General features: G+C 38.3%; 20 protein-coding genes. 1 reads left to right on the forward strand and 19 read right to left on the reverse strand.

The genetic code is table 11. From position 1 onward, the window contains the following. The first annotated feature begins 20 nt into the window (after positions 1-20). On the forward strand, positions 21-1,832 hold the full coding sequence (locus NPX98_RS05405) for an extracellular solute-binding protein (protein ID WP_442864469.1): 1,812 nt from the start codon (positions 21-23) through the stop codon (positions 1,830-1,832). Between the two features lie 414 nt (positions 1,833-2,246). Here the strand turns inward: NPX98_RS05405 and mfd are convergent, their stop codons facing one another. The 19 genes from mfd to NPX98_RS05500 form a co-directional block, all read right to left on the reverse strand. Next, positions 2,247-5,738 (reverse strand): transcription-repair coupling factor, encoded by a 3,492-nt coding sequence (gene mfd, locus NPX98_RS05410; RefSeq protein WP_269023132.1) that lies wholly within the window; start codon positions 5,736-5,738, stop codon positions 2,247-2,249. A gap of 5 nt (positions 5,739-5,743) precedes the next feature. Continuing rightward, the gene (locus tag NPX98_RS05415; protein WP_269023133.1) at positions 5,744-6,031 is read right to left on the reverse strand and encodes an FAD assembly factor SdhE; all 288 of its coding nucleotides are present in this window, start codon (positions 6,029-6,031) and stop codon (positions 5,744-5,746) included. Between the two features lie 57 nt (positions 6,032-6,088). Beyond that, positions 6,089-6,769 (reverse strand): ABC transporter ATP-binding protein, encoded by a 681-nt coding sequence (locus NPX98_RS05420; protein WP_269023134.1) that lies wholly within the window; start codon positions 6,767-6,769, stop codon positions 6,089-6,091. Next, positions 6,769-8,037 carry a lipoprotein-releasing ABC transporter permease subunit gene (locus NPX98_RS05425; RefSeq protein WP_269023135.1) on the reverse strand — a complete coding sequence of 423 codons (1,269 nt, stop codon included), beginning with the start codon at positions 8,035-8,037 and terminating at the stop codon, positions 6,769-6,771. The genes NPX98_RS05420 and NPX98_RS05425 overlap by 1 nt, the downstream gene beginning before the upstream one ends. An 11-nt stretch (positions 8,038-8,048) precedes the next feature. Further along, the gene (gene proS / locus NPX98_RS05430) at positions 8,049-9,374 is read right to left on the reverse strand and encodes a proline--tRNA ligase (RefSeq protein WP_269023136.1); all 1,326 of its coding nucleotides are present in this window, start codon (positions 9,372-9,374) and stop codon (positions 8,049-8,051) included. 254 nt (positions 9,375-9,628) lie between these two features. Beyond that, on the reverse strand, positions 9,629-11,305 hold the full coding sequence (locus NPX98_RS05435; protein WP_269023137.1) for a ribonuclease J: 1,677 nt from the start codon (positions 11,303-11,305) through the stop codon (positions 9,629-9,631). Between the two features lie 56 nt (positions 11,306-11,361). Next, positions 11,362-12,171 (reverse strand): biotin--[acetyl-CoA-carboxylase] ligase, encoded by an 810-nt coding sequence (locus NPX98_RS05440; protein ID WP_269023138.1) that lies wholly within the window; start codon positions 12,169-12,171, stop codon positions 11,362-11,364. Beyond that, a complete protein-coding gene (gene nuoN / locus NPX98_RS05445) occupies positions 12,171-13,628 on the reverse strand; it encodes an NADH-quinone oxidoreductase subunit NuoN (protein ID WP_269023139.1) in 1,458 nt (485 codons plus the stop codon). Before nuoN ends, NPX98_RS05440 begins: the two co-directional genes overlap by 1 nt. A gap of 19 nt (positions 13,629-13,647) precedes the next feature. Next, a complete protein-coding gene (locus NPX98_RS05450) occupies positions 13,648-15,117 on the reverse strand; it encodes an NADH-quinone oxidoreductase subunit M (protein WP_269023140.1) in 1,470 nt (489 codons plus the stop codon). After that, positions 15,117-17,081: an NADH-quinone oxidoreductase subunit L gene (gene nuoL / locus NPX98_RS05455; RefSeq protein ID WP_269023166.1), complete on the reverse strand. Its 1,965-nt coding sequence runs from the start codon at positions 17,079-17,081 to the stop codon at positions 15,117-15,119. Before nuoL ends, NPX98_RS05450 begins: the two co-directional genes overlap by 1 nt. 6 nt (positions 17,082-17,087) lie before the next feature. Continuing rightward, positions 17,088-17,396, reverse strand: coding sequence for an NADH-quinone oxidoreductase subunit NuoK (nuoK, locus tag NPX98_RS05460; RefSeq protein ID WP_269023141.1), 309 nt, complete (start codon positions 17,394-17,396; stop codon positions 17,088-17,090). Between the two features lie 13 nt (positions 17,397-17,409). Further along, a complete protein-coding gene (locus tag NPX98_RS05465; RefSeq protein ID WP_269023142.1) occupies positions 17,410-18,030 on the reverse strand; it encodes an NADH-quinone oxidoreductase subunit J in 621 nt (206 codons plus the stop codon). A 95-nt stretch (positions 18,031-18,125) separates the two neighbouring features. Next, positions 18,126-18,617, reverse strand: coding sequence for an NADH-quinone oxidoreductase subunit NuoI (gene nuoI, locus NPX98_RS05470; protein ID WP_269023143.1), 492 nt, complete (start codon positions 18,615-18,617; stop codon positions 18,126-18,128). Positions 18,618-18,630: 13 nt separating this feature from the next. Then, a complete protein-coding gene (gene nuoH / locus NPX98_RS05475) occupies positions 18,631-19,677 on the reverse strand; it encodes an NADH-quinone oxidoreductase subunit NuoH (protein ID WP_269023144.1) in 1,047 nt (348 codons plus the stop codon). Positions 19,678-19,700: 23 nt separating this feature from the next. After that, complete coding sequence (gene nuoG / locus NPX98_RS05480) at positions 19,701-21,770, reverse strand: NADH-quinone oxidoreductase subunit NuoG (protein ID WP_269023167.1); 2,070 nt, start codon at positions 21,768-21,770, stop codon at positions 19,701-19,703. A 62-nt stretch (positions 21,771-21,832) separates the two neighbouring features. Continuing rightward, complete coding sequence (gene nuoF, locus NPX98_RS05485; protein ID WP_269023145.1) at positions 21,833-23,140, reverse strand: NADH-quinone oxidoreductase subunit NuoF; 1,308 nt, start codon at positions 23,138-23,140, stop codon at positions 21,833-21,835. A gap of 154 nt (positions 23,141-23,294) precedes the next feature. Then, the gene (nuoE, locus tag NPX98_RS05490; RefSeq protein ID WP_269023146.1) at positions 23,295-23,960 is read right to left on the reverse strand and encodes an NADH-quinone oxidoreductase subunit NuoE; all 666 of its coding nucleotides are present in this window, start codon (positions 23,958-23,960) and stop codon (positions 23,295-23,297) included. Then, entirely contained in the window at positions 23,960-25,150 is a 1,191-nt protein-coding gene (locus NPX98_RS05495; protein ID WP_269023147.1) for an NADH-quinone oxidoreductase subunit D, read from the reverse strand. The genes nuoE and NPX98_RS05495 overlap by 1 nt, the downstream gene beginning before the upstream one ends. Positions 25,151-25,347: 197 nt before the next feature. Then, positions 25,348-25,956 carry an NADH-quinone oxidoreductase subunit C gene (locus NPX98_RS05500; protein WP_269023168.1) on the reverse strand — a complete coding sequence of 203 codons (609 nt, stop codon included), beginning with the start codon at positions 25,954-25,956 and terminating at the stop codon, positions 25,348-25,350. Between the last annotated feature and the right edge of the window lie 13 nt (positions 25,957-25,969).

Raw genomic sequence — 25,969 nt, forward strand, 5'->3', positions numbered from 1 at the left:
TATGAGGAAAATCAGATCCCATGTCATTCTACAGTTCTCATTATCTTAAATGTTTATTTGCTTTCATAATTTTTCTCTCCAATTATGCAGCTACAGCAAGTGGTATTGCAATGCATGGAAAACCAAAATTACCAGATAAATTTGACTATTTTTTTTACGCATCTCCCAATGCAAAAAAAGAAGGCAAAGTAACCTATGGTGTTGTTGGAACATTCGACGGTTTAAATCCATTTGTTATCCGTAGTTTTCGGACAACAGCCAGAGGACTTTTTTCTGATGAGCAATTTTCCGGCCTTGTTTATGAAACAATGATGGTGCGTTCTCGTGATGAACCCTTTACGCTTTATAGCCTCCTAGCAGAAAAAGTTGAATTAAACGATGAACGAACTGAAATTACCTTTTTTCTTAATCCAAAAGCATGCTTTTCAGATGGAAAACCTATAACCGCTGAAGATGTTTTATTTACGATCGAGCTTCTTAAAAACAAAGGAAGACCACCATTTAATCGATATATGAAACGTATAGAATCCGTCGAAAAAATGAGCGATCATAGTATTATAATGCGCTTTCCAAATTCGAAAGATCGTGAATTTCCACTTATATTGGCAAGTGTAATGCCAATATTACCAAAACACGCCATTAATGTTGATAATTTTGAGAAGAATGGCTTAATTAAAATTCCAGGAAGTGGACCCTATATTATCGGACATGTCGATCCAGGTGAGCGGATTATTTATAAACGTAATCCTCATTATTGGGGAAACAATCTCCCTGTTAATAAAGGATTAAATAATTTCGATACGATTCAAATTGAATATTTTCGAAATGATACAGCACGCTTTGAAGCTTTTAAAAAAGGTTCAATTGATGTTTTTATTGAAACAAATCCAAACCGCTGGCAATTATCTTATAATTTCCCAGCTGTTCGTGATGGCCGCGTTATAAAGGAAAGCTTTTCAAAAGGAACACCTGCTGATATCATTGGTTTTGTTTTTAATACGCGCCGTGCAATTTTTAAAGATAAGAAAGTACGACAAGCATTATCAATGCTTTTTGACTTTGAATGGGTGAACCATCACCTTTTTAATGATATCTATACCAGAACAGAAGGTTATTGGGATGGCTCTATTCTTTCATCTATCGGAAAACCTGCAAGTGAAAAAGAAAAAGCTCTTTTAGCACCTTATCCGGATGCGGTTCTTCCTGAAGTAATGAATGGAATCTGGCATGTTCCCAAAACAGACGGATCAGGTATGGAGCGAATAATTGCTGAAAAAGCTTGGAAACTTCTACAAGAAGCAGGTTTTACCAGAAAAAATAATAAAGCTATTGCTCCCAATGGAATGCCCTTTCAATTTGAAATTATGACTCAAACACTTGAAGAAGAAAAGGTTGCACTTGCATTCCAAAGCACCTTATCACGTCTTGGTATTCATATTGAAATCAGAACCGTTGATGATAGCCAATATCAAAACCGCCTAGGAATGTTTGATTATGATATGATTATTGGAAAATTAAGAAGCTCTTTATCGCCAGGAAATGAACAAATAAATCGCTGGGGTTCCGTTTCTCGAGATTTAAAAGGGAGTTTTAATTTTGCAGGAACAGCTGATCCTGCTATAGATGCTATGATAACAGCAATGCTCGATGCACGATCAACAGCTGATTTTATTGCGGCAGTTCGCGCTTTAGATAGAATTCTTATTTCTGGTAGCTATTATATACTACTTTCTCATTTGCCTAAACAATGGGTAGCGCGCTGGTCATATATTAAGCACCCAACTTATACGTCCTTATATGGGTATCGCCTTCCAGCTTGGTGGCGCGAATGAAAAAAAAACGTGAAAACTCAAATATTTTATTCGTATTGTTTCATATCTCATTTTTTTAAAATGTTATTTGAACTCAATATTTTACAGATACAATTATATTTTCAATATCATTGATATCTACATATACTTTTAACAATAATTTCAATAAGATAATATGAAATTATTATCATCTTACATTAAAAAATTATAGCAAAAAAAGATGCTCTTATGAAACCGAATATGTACGTAACTAACCATGAGAAAAACGAACAATGCACCACATAGTGCGCAAAGAATAGCTTCAACTTTAGCCATTAAATCAAAGTTTATTATATTATGAAAATTCAGCTCTAAAAAGGATTTTTGCTCAATTCTCTTCAATAAACCAGTGGCTAACTTCGAATCAACAAATGCAAAAAATCACTAAACAAGATATTATTGCACCATTTCTGCAAGTTGTTTCATAATAGCTTCAGCTCCAGAGAATCTTTGATCTGCTGTTGGCCAATCACGAATAAAAACAATGCTTTGATCGGGGCGAATTTTTGCCATTGAACCTTGTTCTCCAATCCATTTAACAAGACCTGCACTATTTTCAAAATAATTATTACGAAACTGTATAACAGCTCCCTTTGGTCCAGCATCCAATTTTTCTACATGCGCTTTTCGACATAATGCCTTGATATAAACCACTTTAAGAAGATGTTGAACTTCTTGTGGGAGCGAACCAAAACGATCAATCAATTCAGCGCCCAATTCATTAATATGCTCCAAGTCATCAAGTTCCATCAAACGACGATAAAGTCCCATACGGAGTGATAAGTCAGGCACAAAACTTTCCGGTATCATCACTGTTGTACCCAGTGAAATTTGAGGAGACCATTGACTATCCTCACTATATTCGCCATCTTTTAACTCAGAAACTGCCTCTTCAAGCATTTTTTGATACAACTCAAATCCAACTTCCTTGATATGCCCTGATTGCTCTTCACCCAAAAAATTTCCTGAACCACGAATATCCATATCATGACTAGCCAATTGAAAACCTGCGCCTAACGTGTCAAGGGATTGCAAAACCTTAAGGCGACGATCAGCGGTAGGCGTTAAAACTTTACCAGAAGGAAAAGTAAAAAGTGCGTAAGCGCGTTGTTTTGAACGCCCTACTCTACCACGTAATTGGTAAAGCGCAGAAAGACCAAACACCTCAGCGCGATGCACAATTAATGTATTGGCAGTTGGAATATCAAGGCCCGATTCAATGATGGTTGTTGACAGTAGTACATCATACTGTCCATCATAAAATGCATTCATAATATCATCAAGCTGCCCTGCTGGCATTTGTCCATGGGCTACAACAAATTTAAGCTCTGGAACGTGTGTTTTAAGATACTCTTCTACAAAAGAAAGATCAGAAATACGTGGACAAACATAAAAACTCTGCCCCCCACGATAGTATTCTCGAAGTAATGTTTCGCGTACAACGAGTGCATCAAAAGGTGAAATAAAAGTACGGACCGCCATTCTATCAATGGGTGGTGTTGTTATCAATGAAAGTTCACGTAACCCCGATAAAGCAAGTCCTAAAGTTCGTGGTATAGGCGTTGCTGAAAGTGTGAGAACATGAATATCACTCTTCAACCCTTTTAGACGCTCCTTATGCTTTACGCCAAAATGCTGCTCCTCATCAATGATAAGTAATCCTAATCGTGCAAATTTGATGGATTCACTCAGTAACGCATGCGTTCCAATGACAATATCAATTGTTCCATCTGAAAGTTCCTTTTTAACTTGTACAAGTTCTTTAGCTTTCACAAGCCTTGAAACATGACCAATCTTAATAGGTTGTCCTTGAAAACGTGAAATAAAAGTTTTGTAATGTTGTCGTGAAAGTAAAGTGGTTGGAACAACTACAGCAACTTGATAACCATTCAGTGCAGCAACAAAAGCGCTTCGAATAGCAATTTCTGTTTTTCCAAAGCCAACATCCCCGCAAATCAACCGATCCATCGGTTTTCCTGCCGCTAAATCATCCAAAACAGCATCAATTGCATTCATCTGATCTTCAGTTTCTTCATAGGGAAAGCGTGCAACAAACTCGTCAAATTGCTCCATCGGTGGAACAAAAGCAGGTGCAGAATGCATAGCGCGTTCTGCGGCTATATGAATCAATTGACCTGCAATCTTTAATAAATTCTTTTTCAGACGCGCTTTTCGTGTTTGCCAAGAAACACCACCTAACTTATCTAACGTTACATCTGTCCCTTCAGATCCATAACGTGATAGAAGTTCTATATTTTCAACAGGTAAAAATAAGCGATCGCCTCCAGCATAGTGGATTTCAAGGCAATCACGTAAAATCCCTGTTGTTGTAATTGTTTTGAGACCGACAAACTTTCCAATACCATGATCAACATGAACAACGATATCACCAGAATTTAAGGAACTAATTTCAGAAATAAAAAAATGTGTATTGCGTTTACGCCGTCTTGGCGATCTTATCAATCGATCGCCAAGGATATCTTGTTCCGCTATAATAACAAAGTCTCCGGCCTCAAAACCGTGCTCAATCATGATGACAGATGCCAATATACGATCACGTGGCGTCGCCTTTACAGTTTGCAACGATTTTACAATTTCTATTTTTTTTAATCCGTGCTCATCAAGAATCTGCAACAAACGATCCATAGATCCTTCACTCCAACAAGCTAAAAGCACCTTCTTTCCAGAAGCCCGTAATGAAGCAATATGATCAACCACACTTGAAAAAACATTTTTATCTGGAGCGTTGCGTTCTTGTACAAAATCGTACCCCGGTGTTACATTTGCATGAATAACCGTTTTTCCAACAGTTTTTGGAACACTAAAGGGGGAAAAATCAATACATTGACCAGATTGTTGTGCGCGTGCAAAAACTTGCTCTGGCGTTAGATAAAGAAGGTTTGGCTCTATTGGATGATAAGAAAAACTATTCTCTTCATCGCTTTCACGCTCTTTACGGGCACTATAATAATCTTCAACCAAGCAATAGCGCTCACTCAATACTTCTTCGACGAGGTGATCAAAAACAACAGGTAAATTACCACAATAGTCAAAAAAACTATCAAGATTTTCATAAAAAAATGGCAACCAATGTTCCATACCAGAAAAACGCCGCCCTTGGGAAATAGCCTCATAAAGCATATCATTTTTTTTAGGATGACCAAATGCACGGATATAATTGCTTTTAAATCGGCTAATGAACTCAGAAGTGAGAATAATCTCGCTCATCGGCTGTAAAAAAATTTCAGTTTTATTGGCCGTTGTCCGTTGCGTAGCTGAATCAAATACGCGAATTGTTTCTAAGGTATTTCCAAAAAAATCAAGACGCAAGGGTTCAACATCACCCGGAGAGAAAATATCAACAATCCCCCCTCTTACAGCAAATTCACCAACATCACGTACAATCGCAACACGTTCAAAACCGTTACGTTCTAAATAATGGATCAAATGATTCATATTAACGCACTGACCAATACGCATATGCAGAATCTGATCAGAAATCATTGCACAAGGTGGCAATTTTTGAATAATGGCATTTGCTGTTGTCAATATAATCGCAGAATGCGGATTTTTACGCAAACTTGACATATGCGCCAAAGCCAAAATCCGACGCGCAGTAACAGCAATCCCAGGTGATACACGATCATAGGGTAAACAATCCCATGCAGGAAACTGTACCACTGGTAAATTTGGTTCAATAAAACTTAATACTTGTTGCAAATTGGCAATTTTTGTTCCATCGCGGACAACATAAACAAGCGGTTTACCTTGAGCAATTTCTGAACTCAATTTAGCAAGCGCAAAAGCTTCAAATCCATCAATAACACCATCAAAAATCATGCCAACATGAGCATCTTTTGGAATAACAATTTTTTTAAATATAGGCATCTTGATCAATTTAAATTTATACAAATACGATAATTAACAATATCACGAAAAAGTTGACTATCCACTTCAGGTGGTGGAGTAATTTCCCCACTAAACCAAGTAAGCAAATCGCGATCTTCAAAAGACATAATATATTCAAGTTCAGAGACTGTTTCATCGCTCATCCCAACAATATGCGCCTCAACATATTGTCCAAAAATTAAATCCATTTCACGAATACCTCGGTGCCATGCACGAAAAACCAATCGGCGACGACGCGTGTCCAATTGACGTTCATCAACCAACTTTGTCATAAAACCTCCCCAATAGGAAAAATAAACATAAACGATTATAAACTTTACCTCTCACATTTAAGGAAGCTCAATAATTTTACGTTCTTTGAGCGTAATTCGACGATGCATCTGTTTAGCCAAACCATAATTGTGTGTCGCAATGAGTGCAGCAAGCCCAGATTGACGTACAAGCGCAGATAAAGCTTGAAAAACATAAGCTGATGTTACAGGATCAAGATTTCCTGTAGGTTCATCAGCCAAAAGTACGGAAGGTGCATTTGCTACTGCTCGAGCAATCGCAACACGTTGTTGCTCGCCCCCTGATAATTCTGATGGGCGATGTTTGGCACGATGGTCAACACGAAGATATCTTAATAATTTAAGTGCACGATCCAATGCTATCGACTTTTTAAATCCTGCTATCATTTGTGGTATCATTACATTTTCTAACGCAGTAAATTCCGGAAGCAAATGGTGGAATTGATAAACAAAACCGATATCATTTCGTCTGATTGCAGTCCGCTCGTTATCAGAGCGTTTTGCACAAGAAATACCGCGCAACAAGACATCACCTGCTGTTGGTTTTTCCAATAATCCAGCGATATGAAGAAGAGTTGATTTTCCAGCACCAGATGGTGCAACAAGCGCAACAAGCTCCCCACGGTTAAGCGTAAAATTGGCTTTGTCTAAAATAACCAAAGGTCTGTCGTTATCAAAAAAGCGCCGCTCAATATCGACAAGCTCTAAAACAACAGACATTATTCGTACCTCAAAGCTTGTACAGGATCTAACTTAGCGGCTCTCCATGCCGGAATAAGTGTTGCAAGAAACGATAAAAATAAAGCCATCACAGTTACCATGGCAGTTTGTCCCCATTCAATCCGCGCTGGTAATTTTGCTAAAAGATATAATTGAGGATTAAAAACATCAACTTTAAAAAGCCAAGATATAAAATTTTGAATATAGTTGATATTCGCAGTCGCTATAATACCCAAAATCAAACCCAATATTGTCCCAACAACCCCAATCATCATACCAGTTGTGATAAATATACGCATGATTGCCCCCTGTTGTGCGCCCATCGTGCGCAAAATTGCAATGTCGTAGCTTTTATCTTTCACCAACATAATCAACCCCGAAATGATATTCAAAGCTGCAACAAGAATAATAAGGGAAAGAATAAAAAACATCACATTACGCTCAACCTGTAAAGCTGAAAAGAAAGCCTGATTGCGCATACGCCAATCAATCAAATAAATTTGTTGATCAATTGCTGCCTTTATCGCCGGTTTTATTTGATCAACCGCATCAGGATCATTTAAAAATAACTCTAAAGATTGAATTTTATTCTCTAAATTAAAAAACATCTGAGCTTCATGAAGAGGCATAAAAACGAATATAGAATCATATTCAGACATACCAATTTCAAAAATAGCAGTTACTTTATACGCTTTAACACGTGGCATAACTCCAAAAGGCGTTACATCACCATCTGGTGTGATAATACGAAGATCACTTCCAATAGTAAGCCCCAATTTTTCCGCCATGCCAATTCCAATTGCAACACCTTCTTCTTCATCAAATTTTGATAATGTACCCAATTTTATATTTTGAGCTACCGTTTTAAGTTTTTCAAAATCTTCCTTACGCATACCGCGAACTAAAGCACCTGTTCCTCCACCAATATCACCCTGAACAAGTGCCTGACCTTCAATAACAGGCAGAGCAGATCTTACACCGTTTATAGCCTCTAAAGAAGAAATAATAGGATTATAATCCGAGAAATCAGAATCTATTGTTTGAATAACAAGATGCCCATTCATGCCAAGAATACGATTGAGAAGCTCTGTACGAAAACCATTCATCACCGCCATAACAACAACTAAGGCAAAAACTCCCAACATAATTCCAATTAAAGAAATAACTGAAATAACAGACGTAAATATATGTTTTTTATTAGGAAGCATATAACGAAAAGCAACCATCCATTCATACGATGAAAACCTTCTACTTTTCAAACCACTCATAATACTGCCTATCAAATCGTAGTGAACCGGTTCATTGCAGCTTCAACTGTTAAGACTTCTTTATTCCCTGTTTTCCGATCTTTAATTTCAACCTCATTTTGCGCTACACTTCTCGGACCTACAATCATTTGCGTTGGCAAACCAATCAAATCCATTGTCGCAAACTTTACTCCAGGACGCTCATTTCTGTCATCTAACAACGGATCAAAGCCAGCATTAATAAGTCCCTGATAAAGAGCTTCACATATGTGGTTACATCTTTTATCATCTGGTTTCATATTGATTATAACAACATCAAACGGCGCCATCGGCTTTGGCCAAATAATACCATGTTCATCATGAAAAGCTTCTATTGCCGCTGCGACAAGACGAGAAGGCCCAATTCCATAAGATCCCATAGAAACCAAATGCTCTTTTCCATCTTGCCCCATAACCTTTGCTCCCATTGGTGCAGAATATTTTGTGCCAAAGTGAAAAATATGCCCCACTTCAATGCCGCGTGCCGAAACTCTAGCGCTTTCAGAAACATTACTCCACTCTTCTTCATTATGCATTTCTTCCGTAGCAGCATAAAAAGACGTCCATTGTTTAACGATATCGGCTAAAATAGCCTTATCCCTAAAATCGATTGAAGTATCTGGAACTGTAAGATCAAGAAACCGCTTATCGCAGAATATAGCGCTTTCACCTGTGTCAGCTAAAACAATGAATTCATGACTAAGCTCACCGCCAATAGGACCTGTATCAGCACGCATAGGAATTGCTTTTAAACCGGCGCGGCAAAAAGTGCGTAAATAAGCAACAAACATACGATTGTAGGATATTTGCGCACTTTCATAATCAAGATCAAAAGAATATGCATCTTTCATTAAAAATTCTCGCGAACGCATCACACCAAAACGCGGACGAATTTCATCACGAAATTTCCATTGAATATGATAAAGATTGAGTGGAAGATCTTTATAAGAACGAACATATGAACGGAAAATATCCGTTACCATCTCTTCATTCGTTGGACCATAAAGTAAATCTCGTTCTTGGCGATCTTTTATGCGCAACATTTCCATGCCATAATCATTATAACGACCACTTTCACGCCAAAGATCAGCAGATTGAATCGTAGGCATCAATATTTCTAAAGCACCAGCTCGTTCTTGTTCTTCACGAATAATCGTACAAACTTTATCGAGTACTTTTTTACCCAATGGTAACCAAGTATAAATTCCTGCTGTTTGCTGACGAATCATACCTGCACGCAACATGAGTCGGTGCGACACAATTTCAGCTTCTTTGGGATTTTCTTTTAAAATAGGTAGGAAATATTGAGAAAGGCGCATAAAGATTATTAACTCCTAATCAGGCTTATCGAATCGGAGAAGTTTAAACAAATTACACGCTAATCTATAACTACATTCTGAAAGCTTGCAAACATAACGATCACAATATTCAAAAAAATTATACGTTAAACTCTCAGTATTTCATTTCGTATAAAATATAGAGGATACATATATTTTAGCGATAAAACGAATCTAAAAATTTTTCTCTCTATTTTTAATTAATAAAGAAATAACGTAATATTAAAATACTTTTTTTATTTTGATCGATGCAAGAAAACGATACAGATAGGCTTCTTACCCCAAACTTTATTAACAGCAGATCTTACAGCCTGCAGTGTAGCTTTTTGAATAAGATCATTATCTTTCCGTTTAATACGCGGAATATTATTAATAGTGCTTTCGACAACGTCTAAAAGAATATCTTCCAATAATTCCCCGTTTCCATTATTTTTAGGCAAACCAAATGTGTTAAGACCAATATCATCAAGTAAATCATGCTTACTATTCATATGAAGAGAAACAGCAACATGACCAACATAACTTAATTTGCGACGCTCGCTAATTCCTAACTCATCTTCATCACCTATAAGATAACTATCCTTATAAATACGACCAACAGGTACTTGATCAATGACTCTTACTGGTTCAGGAGCAAGACGGAGCATATTGCCATTTCTAATTTCAGGAACAATTTTAATACCAGCTTGATGAGCCAATGCAGCTTGAGCAGAAAGATGCAGTGCTTCACCATGTACGGGAACAAGGATTTTTGGTTTTACCCAATCATACATCTGCAAAAGCTCCGGACGACGGGGATGACCAGAAACATGAACGAGAGCATCATCATTCGTCAAAACTTTAATGCCCTGATCAATTAAATGGTTTTGTATATCAATAATAGCTTTTTCATTACCTGGAATACTCCGTGATGAATAAATAACCGTATCACCAGGAGATAACACTATATTTTTCATTTCCTTTCGCGAAAGCTTTGCTAATGCAGCGCATGGCTCACCTTGACTACCAGTAACTACCAAGACAATATCTTTGCGCGGAATATAGCCATAATCATCTTCCGTTAGAAATGGTGCCAAACCGTCCATATAACCAAGATCTTGCGCTACTAAAACACTACGTTTTAAAGAGCGTCCCATCAAAAGAATTTTTCGCCCAGCAGCTTCAGCAGCAAGAGCGATTGAACGAACCCGACCAATATTAGATGCAAAAGTTGCAATAACTACTCGACCTTCAGCTTTCAAAATAATTTCAGAAAGACTGTCCTGAACTTGTTGTTCTGATGGTGATAGACCATCCTGAAGCGCATTAGTGGAATCACATAGCAATGCTAACACACCTTTGTTTCCTAAGGCGCGAAATCGTTTTTCATCTGTTACAGCCCCAAGAGAAGGTGTACTGTCAATTTTCCAATCTCCAGTATGAATCACACTTCCCAAAGATGTGGTGATTGCTAAGGAAACAGATTCTGGAATTGAATGATTGGCAGAAATGGCTTCAATTCCAAACGAACCAACCTGAAAAAAATCACCCGCTTTAAAAATATTCAATGGAATTGTATCAAATCCAAAATCCAATGACCTTTTGCTTTCCAATAATCTTGCTGTAAAAGAAGTACAATAAATTGGAATTTTAAGTTTTGGCCATAAATCTAAGACAGCACCATAATGATCTTCGTGGGCATGTGTTAAAATCAGAGCACGTACGTTATGTTTTTCACTTTCCAGAAAACGAATATCCGGTAAAACAAGGTTTACCCCCGGAAATTCTGGACCAGCAAAACTAACCCCCATATCAATAAGCAACCATTCACGATTTTCTTGTGAACCAAATCCATAAGCAGCTAGATTCATTCCTATTTCTCCCACCCCTCCCAAAGGTAGAAAAACCAACTCATTCTTATTGGCAGCAGCCATAAATATCTCCTAAACTATCTAAAAGATAAGCTCATGATAAAATAAAATTTTATAAATTAGTAATGATCTGTGTTAACAGAAGCAACTGAACCAAAATGAACATCTCCAGCTGTTATGATTGCTTTCTGACCATTTGTCTGCTTTACAATACAGTTAAAATCATAATCAAGGCCATCAAAAATACCTTCTATGATCTCTTCACCATTGATTATTTTGATATGTTGCCCTAGATGAGCACAATATGAAAGCCATTTTTTTCGGATTATATTAGAACCTCCTGCTTGTTTCCAAAGAAGGTAATTTTCAGCAAAATACTTTGTTAAAACCCTAAATAATTGTTTATTATCAACATCTAAACCAATATTTTTCATGCTTGATGTGGGGTATGGTGCATCTTTATAATGATGCTTTATATTCATTCCTATACCAATAACCAATGCATATTTCTGCGGCGTCAAGTCAGAAAGCTCGAGCAAAATTCCAGAACTTTTTGCTCCTTTAAGCAAGATGTCGTTCGGCCATTTCAAGCCCACAATGTTACGAGCCCGTTTTTTATCTTTTATAAATTGTTTGACCGCCTCTACCATACTTATTCCAGCAACGAAACCAAGCTGAACTGTAGCTTGATGAATAATATTATCAACTAACAACAGGCTAGAATAAAGATTTCCTTTTGGACTATGCCATATTCTACCTCTTCTGGCTCTCCCTTGTGTTTGCTCTTCCGCAACAATCCAAAGATAGCCATGATGTCCAGCTTTTGCTTTCCGCTGTGCAACAAAATTTGTTGAATCTACACTCTCATATGATTCAACATCATATCCTTGTTTCTTTGCAAAATTTGATAGTGTGTAAACCATGCTCATTAAAACAATGATATCGCTGCTTTTTCTGCCAGCTCAGAAAACCAAATCCCAAAAACTATGTAAGATAAAACAAACAATGCAGAAAGACCGAGACAAAATTTAAGTTCACTTGATAATAAAATAATGGAACTCGATTTGACATCATCAAACCACATAATTTTAATGATTCTTAAATAGTAAAAAGCACCAACAACAGAAGCCACCATACCAACGACTGCAAGTGGAATAAGTCCCGCATGAACGGCTGCAGAGAATGTATACCATTTACCTAAAAACCCCGCCATAGGTGGTATACTTGCTAAAGAGAAAAGCTGTATAGTCATTACAACGGCCATAAACGGATTGGTTTTAACCAAACCTGCAAGGTCATAAATATTTTCAACATGTCCATTACCAAATCGCAACCCTAAGATAAAAGCAAATGAACCTATTGTCATGCCGAGATAAATGGTCATATAGAGTATAATACCTTTTACTCCAAGCACATTTCCAGCCGCCAAACCAACAAGCGCATATCCCATATGACTAATGGACGAATAAGCCATTAAGCGCTTGATATTGCTCTGACCAATTGCAGCAAATGCACCCAAAGCCATTGATGCAATAGCCATGAATACTAAAATTTGCTGCCATGCAGGCATAGTGCCATCAGAACTACCTAAAGGAACAAATCCAACAACAATAATACGAACGATTAATGCCATTGCTGCAATCTTAGGAGCACCAGCAAAAAATGCTGTAATAGGAGTTGGTGCCCCTTCATAAACATCAGGAGTCCACATATGAAATGGAACCGCAGAAATCTTAAAAGCCAAACCAGCTAGAATAAAGACAATTCCAAAAATAACTCCTAACTGTAAAGTCTCACCCTTTAAAGCAACAGCAATTTCGTGAAAACCAATTTGGCCAGTAAAACCATAAAGTAATGAAATACCATAAAGCAGCAAGCCAGAAGACAATGCACCTAAAACAAAATACTTGATTCCCGCCTCTGAAGATTTCACATTATCACGATTAATTGCAGCTAAAACATACAAAGCTAGAGATTGTAATTCTAACCCCATATAAAGTGATAACATATTACCAGCTGAAATCATGATCATCATGCCAAGAGTCGCTAAAAGAACCAACACCGGAAATTCAAATATACCGAACTTCTGAGAACAAGAAAAATCAACAGACATAATGAGAGCAAATAATGCACCAATAAGTGTTAAAATTTTCATATAGCTACTAAAAGAATCAATGATGAGCGCATCTATACAGAAAAAACCACTTTTCGGAAAAATAATCATAATAATAATGATTGCAACAAGAAGAGCAATCGCTAAACCAGTGACTGTTAAATATGAGCGTGCACTAGAATAAGCACCAATTAAAAGCAACACCAGCCCTCCCAATGCAATTAACATTTCTGGAAGAATTAACACTAATTGAGCTATTATTTCAGTTTGCATAAGCGTTCATCTCTTAAATTTAGTGCAAATTATTGATAAGGGCTTTTACGGCAGATGTCGTCGTTTTTAAAATCGGCATTGGATAGACACCAAAAAATATTGTCAGAACAACCATCGGATAAAGAAGGCTCTTTTCTCTGAAAGATAGATCAGCAAGTACTTTTAAACTCTCTTTATCCAAAGAGCCAAAAACAACACGCCGATAAAGATAAAGTGCATAGGCTGCCGACAAAATAACACCAGTTGTAGCAAAAACTGCAACCAATTTATTGACTTGAAAAACGCCTACTAAAGTTAAAAATTCACCTAAAAATCCCGAACTTCCAGGTAAACCAACATTTGCCATAGTGAAGATTAAGAAAACAACAGCATAATTGGGCATGTTGTTCACTAAACCACCAAACGCCGAAATTTCACGTGTATGCAGACGATCATAAATAACTCCAACACAAAGAAATAAAGCGGCAGAAACAATCCCATGCGACAACATCTGATAAATAGCACCTTGGATACCTTGTTCAGTGGCAGCAAAAACCCCCATTGTCACGTATCCCATATGAGCTATCGACGAATAAGCGATCAGTTTCTTTATATCACTTTGAACAAGCGCAACCAACGATGTGTAAATAATCGCAATAATCGACAATGTAAAAACAAAAGGAGCAAAATCAGCTGAAGCAATAGGAAGCATTGGTAAAGAAAACCGAAGAAAACCATAACCACCCAATTTGAGCAACACACCAGCTAAAATAACAGACCCCGCCGTTGGTGCTTCTACGTGTGCGTCAGGCAACCACGTATGAACTGGCCACATCGGCATTTTAACAGCAAAAGAAGCAAAAAATGCAAGCCATAACCACATTTGCATCTGCACAGGAAACTGGTAGGTCAATAAAGTTGGTATATCAAGTGTGCCAGCTTCCCAATACATAGCCATCATGGCAACCAGCATCAATACTGAACCGAGCAAAGTGTATAGGAAAAACTTCATGCTGGCATAAACACGACGCGCCCCACCCCAAACACCAATAATAATAAACATTGGAATCAGACTGCCTTCAAAAAAGACGTAAAACAATATCGCATCAAGAGCACAAAAAACTCCAATAATCGCAACTTCAAGAAGAAGAAAAGCAATCATATAAGCTTTTAATCTATCTTTAATGGTTTCCCAACTTGCCAAAATGCAGAAAGGCAATAAAAAAGCTGAAAGAACAACAAAAAGAATAGAAATACCATCAACACCCATATGATAGCTGATGCCACCACCTAACCAATTGAATTTTTCAACCATTTGGAAATGTGGATTTTTATTATCAAACCCTGCCCAAATAACTAAAGAAATTACAAAAACAAATACAGTCGTAAAAAACGCTACATTACGTATATTACGTTTTGCTACTTCACTATCGTCTTTAATAAATAAAATCAAAACCACACCAACAAGTGGCAAAAATGTAACTGTAGAAAGAATAGGCCAGTCGGTCATCAGTTAAAACTCCCGATCATCATCCACGTGATGAGCGCTGCAACACCAATCAGCATCACAAATGCATAGTGATAGAGATAACCTGTCTGCATCCGAACAACTTTATTTGTAATATCAACAATGCGTACAGCAATACCATTTGGTCCCAACCCATCAATAATCTTACCGTCACCTATTTTCCAAAAAAAGCAGCCAATTCCCAAAGCAGAACGGACAAACAAAATATTATACAATTCATCAAAATACCATTTATTATAAAGAAAACGATACAATGCAGGCATTAACTCAGCCAGCTTCTTCGGAATTGAAGGAAAACGAATATAGAATAGATAAGCTAAAATAAATCCAAGAACCATTGCTGTAAATGGCGACCATTTTACCCAATTCGACACATCATGTGCCTCATGAAGAATATGGTTATGACTGCCCGTAAACAATGCTCCCTTCCAAAAGGTATCATAGCAATCACCAAAAAAGTAAGGTTGAAAAATCGCACCGGCAAACAATGCTCCGATAGATAAAACAAACAATGGAATCAACATAACTGGAGCTGATTCATGAACATGATGCATGACATCAACCGTTGCACGCGGTTTTCCATGAAATGTCATAAAAATGAGCCGCCAAGAATAAAAACTTGTCAATAAAGCAGATACAACAAGAAGCCAAAAAGCATATCCTGAAGCAATATTATGCGATGCAAAAGCAGATTCTATAATCGCATCCTTTGAAAAAAAACCTGCTGTCCCCAAAAAGGTTCCCGGAATTCCAACACCCGTTAATGCAATGGTGCCTATAATCATCATCCAATAAGTTGCTTTAATATATTTACGCAACCCTCCCATTTTTCGCATATCTTGCTCATCAGATACCGCATGAATTACAGAACCCGCACCAAGAAATAATAATGCTTTAAAAAAAGCATGTGTAAAGAGATGAAAAACTGCTGCTCCATACGCTCCAACGCCTAAAGCAACAAACATATAACCAAGCTGCGAACATGTGGAATAAGCAATAACGCGCTTTATATCATTTTGTACCAGCCCCACAGTTGCTGCAAAAAACGCTGTCGTTGCTCCAATAATAACAATCACTGTTAAAGCCATCGAAGAAAGTTCAAAAATTGGAGACATACGTGCAACCATAAAAACACCAGCTGTTACCATTGTTGCAGCATGAATGAGTGCAGATACAGGTGTAGGCCCCTCCATCGCATCTGGAAGCCATGTATGCAAAAGGAATTGCGCTGACTTACCCATAGCACCAATAAATAAAAGAAGACATGTAACAGTAATCGCTGCCTGTCCATTAAGCTGCCAACCCAAAAATGTCATTTCTTGTATAAAATTATTGTCCGCAGCCTTTGCAAAAATAGAGGAAAAATTAACTGACTGAAATAAAACAAAAATACTGAAAATTCCTAAAAGAAAACCGAAATCTCCAACACGATTAACCACAAAAGCTTTCATTGCTGCCTTGTTAGCAGAATCCCGTTGAAACCAAAAACCAATCAGCAAATAAGACGCAAGTCCAACACCTTCCCACCCAAAAAACATTTGGACTAGATTATTGGCCGTCACCAACATAAGCATCATAAATGTAAACAAAGAAAGATAGGAAAAAAAACGAGGCCTTGAAGGATCATGATGCATATAACCAATTGAATAAATATGCACCAATGCTGAAACACTATTGACCACAACAAGCATAACAGCTGTCAATGTATCAACATGCAATGACCAATGAAAATTTAACTCACCTACAGTTATCCAATGTAATACCGATATATCAACTGCTGGAGTATTACCAACAGCAATATTTAAAAAAGCTACCCATGATAATGCAGCAACAACAACCATAAAACTACATGTTGTCAACTCACTCGCGCGAGCTCCTATTGTTTTTCCACATGTAGCAGCAATTAAAAACCCCAAAAACGGAAGAAAGACGATTGCATAATACATCACTCATCAGCCTTTCATCATATTAACATCTTCAACCGCAATAGAACCACGATTACGGAAAAAAACAACAAGAATCGCTAAACCAATTGCAGCTTCAGCAGCGGCCACTGTCAAAATAAATAACGCGAATATCTGACCAACTAAATCATGAAGAAATGCTGAAAACGCAACAAAATTGAGATTGACTGAAAGCAATATAAGCTCAATCGACATAAGAATAATAATCACATTTTTTCTATTTAAAAAAATACCGAAAATACCAATTGTAAACATCATGGCAGAAACAGTGAGATAATGAACAATATCAATATGCATGATGATCTTTCCACTAGATACCTTTGCCAGATTCAACTTTTTTGATTTCGATTGCATTTTCTGCTGTCCTAGCAACCTGCGCTGCAATCGATTGCCGTTTTACACCCGATTTATGGCGGAGAGTCAAAACAATAGCACCAATCATTGCAACCAATAAAATCATCCCAGCAATTTGAAAATAAAAAACATAATCCGTATAAAGAATATCTCCTAAAGCCTGTGTATTTGTGCGTTGTTCTAAATCTGGCATTGGTTGTGCAGTATGCGTTTTTAAAATTGGAGAAAATCGGCTACCAACAAACACAACAATGAGCTCTACAACAATAATAATACCAACAATAGCACCAATAGGAGCATATTGAAGTGCACCACTTTTCAATTCAGCAAAATCGACATCAAGCATCATAACCACAAACAAAAACAAAACGGCCACAGCACCAACGTAAACAACCAGCAAAAGAAGCCCTAAAAATTCTGCTCCTACGAGCAAAAACAAAGCTGAAGCATTAAAAAACGCTAATATTAAAAATAAGACTGAGTGAACTGGATTACGTGCTGCAACAACAATAACGGCACTTACCAGCATCATAAAAGAAAATAGATAGAAAAATGCCGCCGCTAGACCTGTTAGCATGGGCTTCCCCTCAATTAACCAAACAAATTGGCATGAAAACTCATACCAGATTACAATTTATCGGATAAATTATCCGACCACTCACAACGATACACTTAACGATAAGGTGCATCTATCAATATATTACGGGCGATTTCTCGTTCCCAGCGATCTCCATTACTCAAAAGCTTTTCTTTATCATAATAAAGCTCTTCACGCATTTCCGTCGCAAACTCAAAATTCGGCCCCTCTACAATAGCATCAACCGGACAAGCTTCTTGACAAAAACCACAATAAATACACTTAACCATATCAATGTCATAACGAATAGTTCTACGTGTGCCGTCATTGCGCCGGGGTCCTGCTTCAATTGTAATAGCTTGCGCAGGACAAATTGCTTCGCACAATTTGCATGCAATACACCGTTCTTCACCATTTGGATAGCGACGTAAAGCATGCTCACCACGAAACCGTTCCGAAACAAATCCCTTTTCATAAGGGTAGTTAATCGTAGGCTTTGGCGAGAAAAACTGACGCATTGCCAAGAAAAAGGCACTCACAAATTCCAACAGAAGAAGTGACTTTGCTGCCTGCATAAGACCTGACATATAAAACATCCTTTTAAGAAAAACCAGTATATTTTAAGAAAGCAGCAGTCATCACAACCATTGCCAACGAAATAGGAAGAAATATTTTCCAACCAAGCCTCATTAACTGGTCATAGCGATAACGCGGCACAAAAGCTTTAACTATTGCAAACCCAAAAAAGACAAAACAAACCTTTAAGATAAACCAAATAACACCAGGAATCCAATTAAGCCACCAAACATCTAAAGGAGGTAACCAACCACCTAAAAATAAAATAGTTGCCAACGCACACATTAAAACGATAGCAACATATTCACCAAGGAAAAAAAGCATATAAGGTGTCGAAGAATATTCAACCATGTGACCAGCAACAAGCTCAGATTCTGCTTCGACCAAATCAAAAGGAGGACGATTTGTTTCTGCAAGTGCAGAAATAAAAAATATAATAAACATTGGAAAAAGAACCAACCAATTCCAATCCAGAAAGCTATTAAAAGGTAAACCCAAATGCGTTCCCAGCCCATGACTTTGTTCGCGAACAATCGTTGTGAGATCCAATGAACCACTTACTAAAATAACCGTCACAAGAACAAAACCAATTGAAACTTCATAAGAAACCATTTGCGCTGCCGAACGAAGTGCCCCTAAAAAAGGATATTTCGAATTTGATGCCCAACCTCCCATAATCACACCATAAACCTCAAGAGACGAAATAGCCAAAATATAAAGTAAACCAATATTAATATGAGCAACTTCCCAACCTTCATTAACCGGAACAACCGCCCAAGTTGACAATGCAAGCGTGGCAGAAACAAAAGGCGCTAAAAGGAAAACGCCTTTATTAGCACCAGAAGGAATGATAGGCTCCTTAAGAGCAAATTTAATCAAATCAGCAAAAGACTGAAACAAACCCCACGGACCAACAACATTTGGACCACGTCGTAGTTGTACGGCCGCCCAGATTTTCCTATCTGCATAAAGAAGATAAGCAATCAAAAGCAACAAAAGAACCAAGAGAAGAAGCGTTTTTCCAACAACAATCAGCAATGGTAACAGCCAAGTTATAAAGAAATCGTACATAATTATCCTTTTTTCCTCCGCCCTTACTTGCTCAATTCCATCACACGACTCTTTGCAAGAGATGAACATTCGGCCATAACTGCAGAAGCACGCGCTATCGGATTTGTCAAATAAAAGTCTTTAATAACAGAAGAAAATGCCTGTGTCCCCAGAACAACTATCTGTGAACCAAGCAATTGCAGATCACTTATACACGAAGGTGCTATATCATCAATAGCACAAAAATGTGGAAAATCACGAAACAAATTCTGTCTTAATTGAGATAATGAATCAAAAGGCAGTTTTTTTCCTAAAATATCAGATAAAGCACGCAAAATGGCCCAATCTTCCTTGGCTTCCCCTGGAGCAAAACCAGCACGGTTTGTCATTTGTACTCGGCCTTCTGTATTAACATAAATCCCTGATTTTTCAGTATAAGCTGATGCTGGCAAAATCACATCAGCAGCATGTGCACCATCATCGCCATGACTGCCAATATAAATTGTGAAAGCCTTGTTATTGATTAACTCCACTTCATCAGCACCAAGCAAAAATAAGACTTCACAAGTTTCAACAATATTTTGCGTCCCAAGTTCAGAAGTGAAACCAATATCCAATCCCCCAACAATCGACGCTGCATTATGAAGAATTCCAAATCCATTCCATTCTTCATTCACAGCATCAACAATATCGGCTAATTTTGCAAGACTTTTTAAAACAGATAAACCTTCACTACCTAAAACAGCTCCTTCTCCTATAAGAATGATCGGTCTCTTCGCCTCTTTCAGTACATTAAAAAATGCATTTTCTCCACGAATAAGTGCATTCAAAACATCAGTACCCGCTCCAAGATAAGAATACGGATAACGTAAGTTTACCTGCTCTCCGATTAATGCAATTGGAAACTTCCCCATTCTTTGACGCTTTAAAATACGTGCGTTTAAAACAGCAGCCTCAGCACGTGGATTAGAACCCACGATAAGCAATGCATCCGCTTTCTCAATACCTGCAATAGTTGGATTAAAAACATAACTCGAACGCCCCAATTCAGGTGATAAAGCCATCCCTCTTTGACGACAATCAAAAAGCTGTGAGCCCAATGAAGTTAGCAATGTTTTAAGCGCATACATTTCTTCAACAGACGCAAGATCCCCAGCAATTGCACCAATTTTATTTGCCGAAGTCTTAGAAATCGCCAATTTAATTTTAGAAAAAGCCTCGGACCAACTTGCAGACTGAAGCCTTCCATCTTTACGAACGTACGGCCTATCAAGCCGCTGAGTACGCAATCCATCCCAAATAAAACGCGTCTTATCAGAAATCCACTCTTCGTTTACATCTTCATTCACACGCGGCATAATCCGCATAACTTCACGACCACGACTATCAATGCGGATAGCGCTCCCAAGTGCATCCATCACATCAATTGATTCTGTTTTAATCAATTCCCATGGACGTGCATGAAATGCATAAGGCTTTGAAGTCAAAGCACCTACAGGACAAAGATCAATAACATTTCCCTGTAACTCAGACGTCATCGCTTTTTCAAGATATGTTGTAATTTCAGCATCTTCACCACGACCAATCAAACCAAGTTCCGAAATACCTGCAACTTCCGTCGTAAAACGAACACAACGTGTACAGTGAATACACCGCGTCATAACAGTTTTTACAAGCGGACCAATATATTTATCTTCTACAGAACGCTTATTTTCTGCATAACGAGAACAATCACGCCCATAAAACATAGCTTGATCTTGAAGATCGCATTCACCACCTTGATCGCATACAGGGCAATCTAACGGATGGTTGATGAGAAGAAACTCCATAACACCTTCACGAGCTTTTTTCACCATCTCTGTATTGGTAAATATTTCAGGTGCTTCACCATTGGGTCCCAACCGTAAATCACGAACCCCCATAGCACAAGAAGCCTGAGGCTTTGGAGGGCCACCTTTGACCTCAACCAAACACATGCGACAATTTCCAGCAATTGATAAAGATTCATGAAAGCAAAAACGTGGCACCTCAACACCTGCAGCCTCAGCGGCTTGAAGTAGTGTATAATAGTCAGGAACTTCAATTTCTTTACCATCAACTTTGATATTTATCATCATCAATTCAGCCCGCGGATAATCTATCTAAACCTGCATTCTATCGTTCTAGAACAAAACTTTTATTCAAGTGCTTCTAAAGCAATATTTTTGCTTTGAACTGCATTTCGCGTATAATCATCAATCCTCTGCTCAATTTCTGAACGAAAATTACGTATCAACCCCTGTATCGGCCACGCTGCAGCATCACCAAGAGCGCAAATAGTATGTCCTTCAACCTGTGTGGAAACTTCAAATAGGAGATCAATCTCACGCTTTTGTGCCTTTCCCTCAACCATACGTCCCAAAAGACGCATCATCCAACCGGTACCCTCGCGACATGGCGTACACTGCCCACAGCTTTCATGTTTAAAAAAAGCTGCTATACGCCAAATCGCCTTAATAATATCGGTTGACTTATCCATAACAACCATACCACCCGTACCAAAAGAAGATCCAACATCACGCATTCCATCAAAATCCATAATTGCATCCACCATATCCTCTCCGCGAACCACTGGGCAAGAAACCCCGCCTGGAATAACTGCTAAAAGGTTACCCCATCCGCCACGAATACCACCTGCGTGTTTTTCAATCAATTCACGGAAAGAAATACCCATAGCTTCTTCAAATGTACAAGGCGCATTCACATGCCCAGAAACCATAAATAATTTTGTTCCCACATTGTTAATACGACCAATCGATGAAAACCACGAAGCACCACGACGTAAAATCGTTGGAACAACTGCTATAGATTCAACATTATTAACTGTTGTTGGACAACCATACAAACCCATATTAGCGGGGAATGGAGGCTTGAGCCGAGGTTGTCCTTTTTTGCCTTCAAGACTTTCAAGAAGAGCTGTTTCTTCACCACAGATATAAGCACCAGCACCATGATGCACAACAATATCGCAAGCATGTCCATGTTTGGTCTTTTTGCCAAGCAAACCGGCATCATAACATTCATCAATTGCAGCCTGAAGCGCTTCACGCTCACGAATATATTCACCACGAACATAGATAAAAGCAACATTTGCTCCCATAGCAAAAGTCGCAATCACACACCCTTCAATTAAAGTATGAGGATCATGCCGTAAGATATCACGATCCTTACATGTTCCCGGTTCTGATTCGTCTGCATTCACCACCAAATAGTGTGGCCGACCATCAATCTTTTTAGGCATAAAAGACCACTTCATACCTGTAGGAAAACCTGCACCACCACGGCCACGCAAACCTGAAGCCTTCACTTCATGAATGATCCAATCACAACCCTTTTCAACAATTGCCTTGATACCATCCCAATGCCCACGAGACATTGCAGCTTTCAACGATTTATCTTTTAAACCATAAATATTGGTGAAAATGCGATCTTTATCAGCCAGCATATCCGACCCTTTTCTCTATCATCGATAGTATTATGAGCATTTTCTTAAATTCAATCCTTAACATCTTTTCAAGATTTTCTACGTCTACTAAGATGTTTGCACAATGGATAAGCAGTAGACAACCCCATCAACTAAAGCAATATTTATCCTGCTTTCATTTCTTTATCACTCTTTTTCTTTGAAGTTTTAAAGACTTCTTTTCCCCTATGTCTTCCTCAATCAAAGAAGTTAAACCGTTTATAGGCTCCGATGATTTACGGCTATTTTGCGGACCCACAGCTATATCAGCTCCCCTACCGGCCTTAAATGCATCAATAATTTCCTCAAGACGCTCAGCTGTGAGATCCTCATAAGTATCTCTAAAAATCATAACCATTGGGGCATTAACACAGGCGCCAAGACATTCTACTTCTTCCCATGATAATGTTCCATCCTGATTCGTAACAAAAGGCTCTTGATGAATTTTCTTCTGACAAACTTTAATCAATTCACTAGAACCACGTAGCATGCAGGGGGTTGTACCACAAACTTGAACATGTGCCTTTGTTCCAACTGGCTTAAGCTGGAATTGGGTATAAAAAGTTGCAACTTCTAAAACACGAATATAAGCCATGGAAAGTATCTGAGCAATATGTTCAATTGCAGCACGCGTTACCCAGCCCTCTTGTTCTTGGGCACACATCAACAAAGGAATGACGGCGGATTGTTCACGCCCTACAGGGTACTTTTTTATGGTATTTTGCACCCAAATCTGATTTTCTTTTGTAAAAGAAAATTCGACTGGTTGGTGGACATCATCTGCAAGACGGCGCACAGACATTAGCGATCAATCTCCCCAAAAACAATATCAATCGAACCCAAAATAGCTGTAGCATCTGCCAGCATATGACCTCGCGTTAAAAAATCCATAGCTTGAAGATGAGCAAAGCCAGGAGCACGTAACTTAATACGATAAGGCTTATTGGTTCCATCAGAAATAAGATAAACACCAAATTCACCTTTCGGAGCTTCTACAGCGACATAAACTTCACCAGGAGGAGTGTGAAAACCTTCCGTATAAAGTTTAAAATGATGAATAAGCGCTTCCATTGAACTTTTCATTTCACTACGCTTGGGTGGGACAATTTTACGATCCAAACTCGCAACAGGCCCATGTCTCTCAGTGCCAAGCAAACGATTTACGCATTGACGCATAATGGCCGCTGATTGACGCATCTCTTCCATACGAATGAGATAACGATCATAACAATCGCTATTCTTACCTACAGGAATATCAAATTCCATTTCATCATAACATTCATAAGGCTGGCTTTTACGCAAATCCCATGACACACCAGCTCCACGAATCATTACGCCGGAAAAACCACGCGCCCAAGCCTCATCAATGCTCACCACACCGATATCTACATTACGCTGCTTAAAAATCCGATTCGGCGTGATAAGCGCATCAAGATTACCAAGAGCAATAAGAAATGGATCAATAAAATTACCAATATCTTCAATTAAAGACTCTGGTAAATCTTGATGCACACCTCCAGGACGAAAATAATTCGCATGAAGACGCGCACCACATGCACGCTCATAGAAAATCATCAATTTTTCACGTTGCTCAAAACCCCAAAGCGGAGGAGTCAAAGCACCCACATCCATTGCCTGAGTTGTTACATTAAGCAAATGATTAAGAATACGCCCAATTTCAGAAAACAGAACTCGAATCAGCTGCCCTCTTTTAGGAACTTCAACACCCAACAATTTCTCAATAGCAAGCACAAAAGCATGCTCCTGATTCATAGGCGCAACATAATCCAAACGATCCAGATAAGGCCCCGCTTGAAGGTAAGTTTTTGTTTCCATCAATTTTTCGGTACCGCGATGCAATAATCCAATATGCGGATCTACACGCTCAACAACTTCACCATCCAATTCCAGAACCATACGCAAAACACCATGCGCGGCAGGATGCTGTGGACCAAAATTAATATTAAAGTTCCGGACATTGATCTCAGCCACAATCAACCCCCTTGATTTTCTGAACATGCTCCAATTTGAATACTAACAAAGCTCTACCTACTATGCCGTAAAAACAACCACCAACTCCATGCAAACGATCCATATGCCATATGTAAGCATATGCTATCCTTTGCCCAAAAAATACTTATTCACCTAAAGTTTCCACTACATTAATACTGTATTTATCATTTCCAACATCATTTTTCACTTATCGGCTTTTCATTACATGGAGGAATACACTCTGTCCCTTCCCAAGGTGAAAGAAAATCGAAATTGCGCATTTCCTGTCGAAGAACGACAGGCTCATAAATCACCCGCTTTTCTTCATTATCATAACGGCATTCAACAAACCCCGTAACAGGAAAATCTTTGCGCAGAGGATATCCTTCAAACCCATAATCCGTTAAAATGCGTCTTAAATCCGGATGTCCTGAAAACAAAATACCATACATGTCATATGCCTCACGCTCATACCATTCTGCCCCAGGAAAAATCGAGCAAACAGAAGCAACAGGAATATTTTCATCAGTACGCACTTTAACACGTAACCGCAGATTCTGACGAGGAGACAATAAGTGATAGGAAACATCAAAGCGTTTGTCACGAGAAGGATAATCAACACCGCTAATATCTATAATATTAATAAACTGACAGCGAGAATCATCACGTAAAAACAGTAAAACATCAGTAATTGCATCAAGACGCGATATAATAGTCAATTCGCTAAACGCAAATACACTCTCTTCCAGCTTACTCCCCAATTTCTCTTTCAAATAGGAATCAAGCTCAATCAATGATTCACTCATCATTACAAAGCCT

Origin of the sequence: Bartonella sp. A05, assembly GCF_026930145.1 — a bacterium.
GTDB lineage: Bacteria > Pseudomonadota > Alphaproteobacteria > Rhizobiales > Rhizobiaceae > Bartonella.

Excerpts from the sequence above, each read along its gene's own strand:
- NPX98_RS05405 (WP_442864469.1), top strand. The coding sequence starts at position 21 with ATGTCATTCTACAGTTCTCATTATCTTAAATGTTTATTTGCTTTCATA.
- mfd (WP_269023132.1), bottom strand. The coding sequence starts at position 5,738 with ATGCCTATATTTAAAAAAATTGTTATTCCAAAAGATGCTCATGTTGGC.
- NPX98_RS05415 (WP_269023133.1), bottom strand. The coding sequence starts at position 6,031 with ATGACAAAGTTGGTTGATGAACGTCAATTGGACACGCGTCGTCGCCGA.
- NPX98_RS05420 (WP_269023134.1), bottom strand. The coding sequence starts at position 6,769 with ATGTCTGTTGTTTTAGAGCTTGTCGATATTGAGCGGCGCTTTTTTGAT.
- NPX98_RS05425 (WP_269023135.1), bottom strand. The coding sequence starts at position 8,037 with ATGAGTGGTTTGAAAAGTAGAAGGTTTTCATCGTATGAATGGATGGTT.
- proS (WP_269023136.1), bottom strand. The coding sequence starts at position 9,374 with ATGCGCCTTTCTCAATATTTCCTACCTATTTTAAAAGAAAATCCCAAA.
- NPX98_RS05435 (WP_269023137.1), bottom strand. The coding sequence starts at position 11,305 with ATGGCTGCTGCCAATAAGAATGAGTTGGTTTTTCTACCTTTGGGAGGG.
- NPX98_RS05440 (WP_269023138.1), bottom strand. The coding sequence starts at position 12,171 with ATGAGCATGGTTTACACACTATCAAATTTTGCAAAGAAACAAGGATAT.
- nuoN (WP_269023139.1), bottom strand. The coding sequence starts at position 13,628 with ATGCAAACTGAAATAATAGCTCAATTAGTGTTAATTCTTCCAGAAATG.
- NPX98_RS05450 (WP_269023140.1), bottom strand. The coding sequence starts at position 15,117 with ATGACCGACTGGCCTATTCTTTCTACAGTTACATTTTTGCCACTTGTT.
- nuoL (WP_269023166.1), bottom strand. The coding sequence starts at position 17,081 with ATGTATTATGCAATCGTCTTTCTTCCGTTTTTGGGGTTTTTAATTGCT.
- nuoK (WP_269023141.1), bottom strand. The coding sequence starts at position 17,396 with ATGCATATTGATATTGTTCATTATCTCACTGTTTCTGCCATGATGTTT.
- NPX98_RS05465 (WP_269023142.1), bottom strand. The coding sequence starts at position 18,030 with ATGCTAACAGGTCTAGCGGCGGCATTTTTCTATCTATTTTCTTTTATG.
- nuoI (WP_269023143.1), bottom strand. The coding sequence starts at position 18,617 with ATGTCAGGTCTTATGCAGGCAGCAAAGTCACTTCTTCTGTTGGAATTT.
- nuoH (WP_269023144.1), bottom strand. The coding sequence starts at position 19,677 with ATGTACGATTTCTTTATAACTTGGCTGTTACCATTGCTGATTGTTGTT.
- nuoG (WP_269023167.1), bottom strand. The coding sequence starts at position 21,770 with ATGATAAATATCAAAGTTGATGGTAAAGAAATTGAAGTTCCTGACTAT.
- nuoF (WP_269023145.1), bottom strand. The coding sequence starts at position 23,140 with ATGCTGGCTGATAAAGATCGCATTTTCACCAATATTTATGGTTTAAAA.
- nuoE (WP_269023146.1), bottom strand. The coding sequence starts at position 23,960 with ATGTCTGTGCGCCGTCTTGCAGATGATGTCCACCAACCAGTCGAATTT.
- NPX98_RS05500 (WP_269023168.1), bottom strand. The coding sequence starts at position 25,956 with ATGAGTGAATCATTGATTGAGCTTGATTCCTATTTGAAAGAGAAATTG.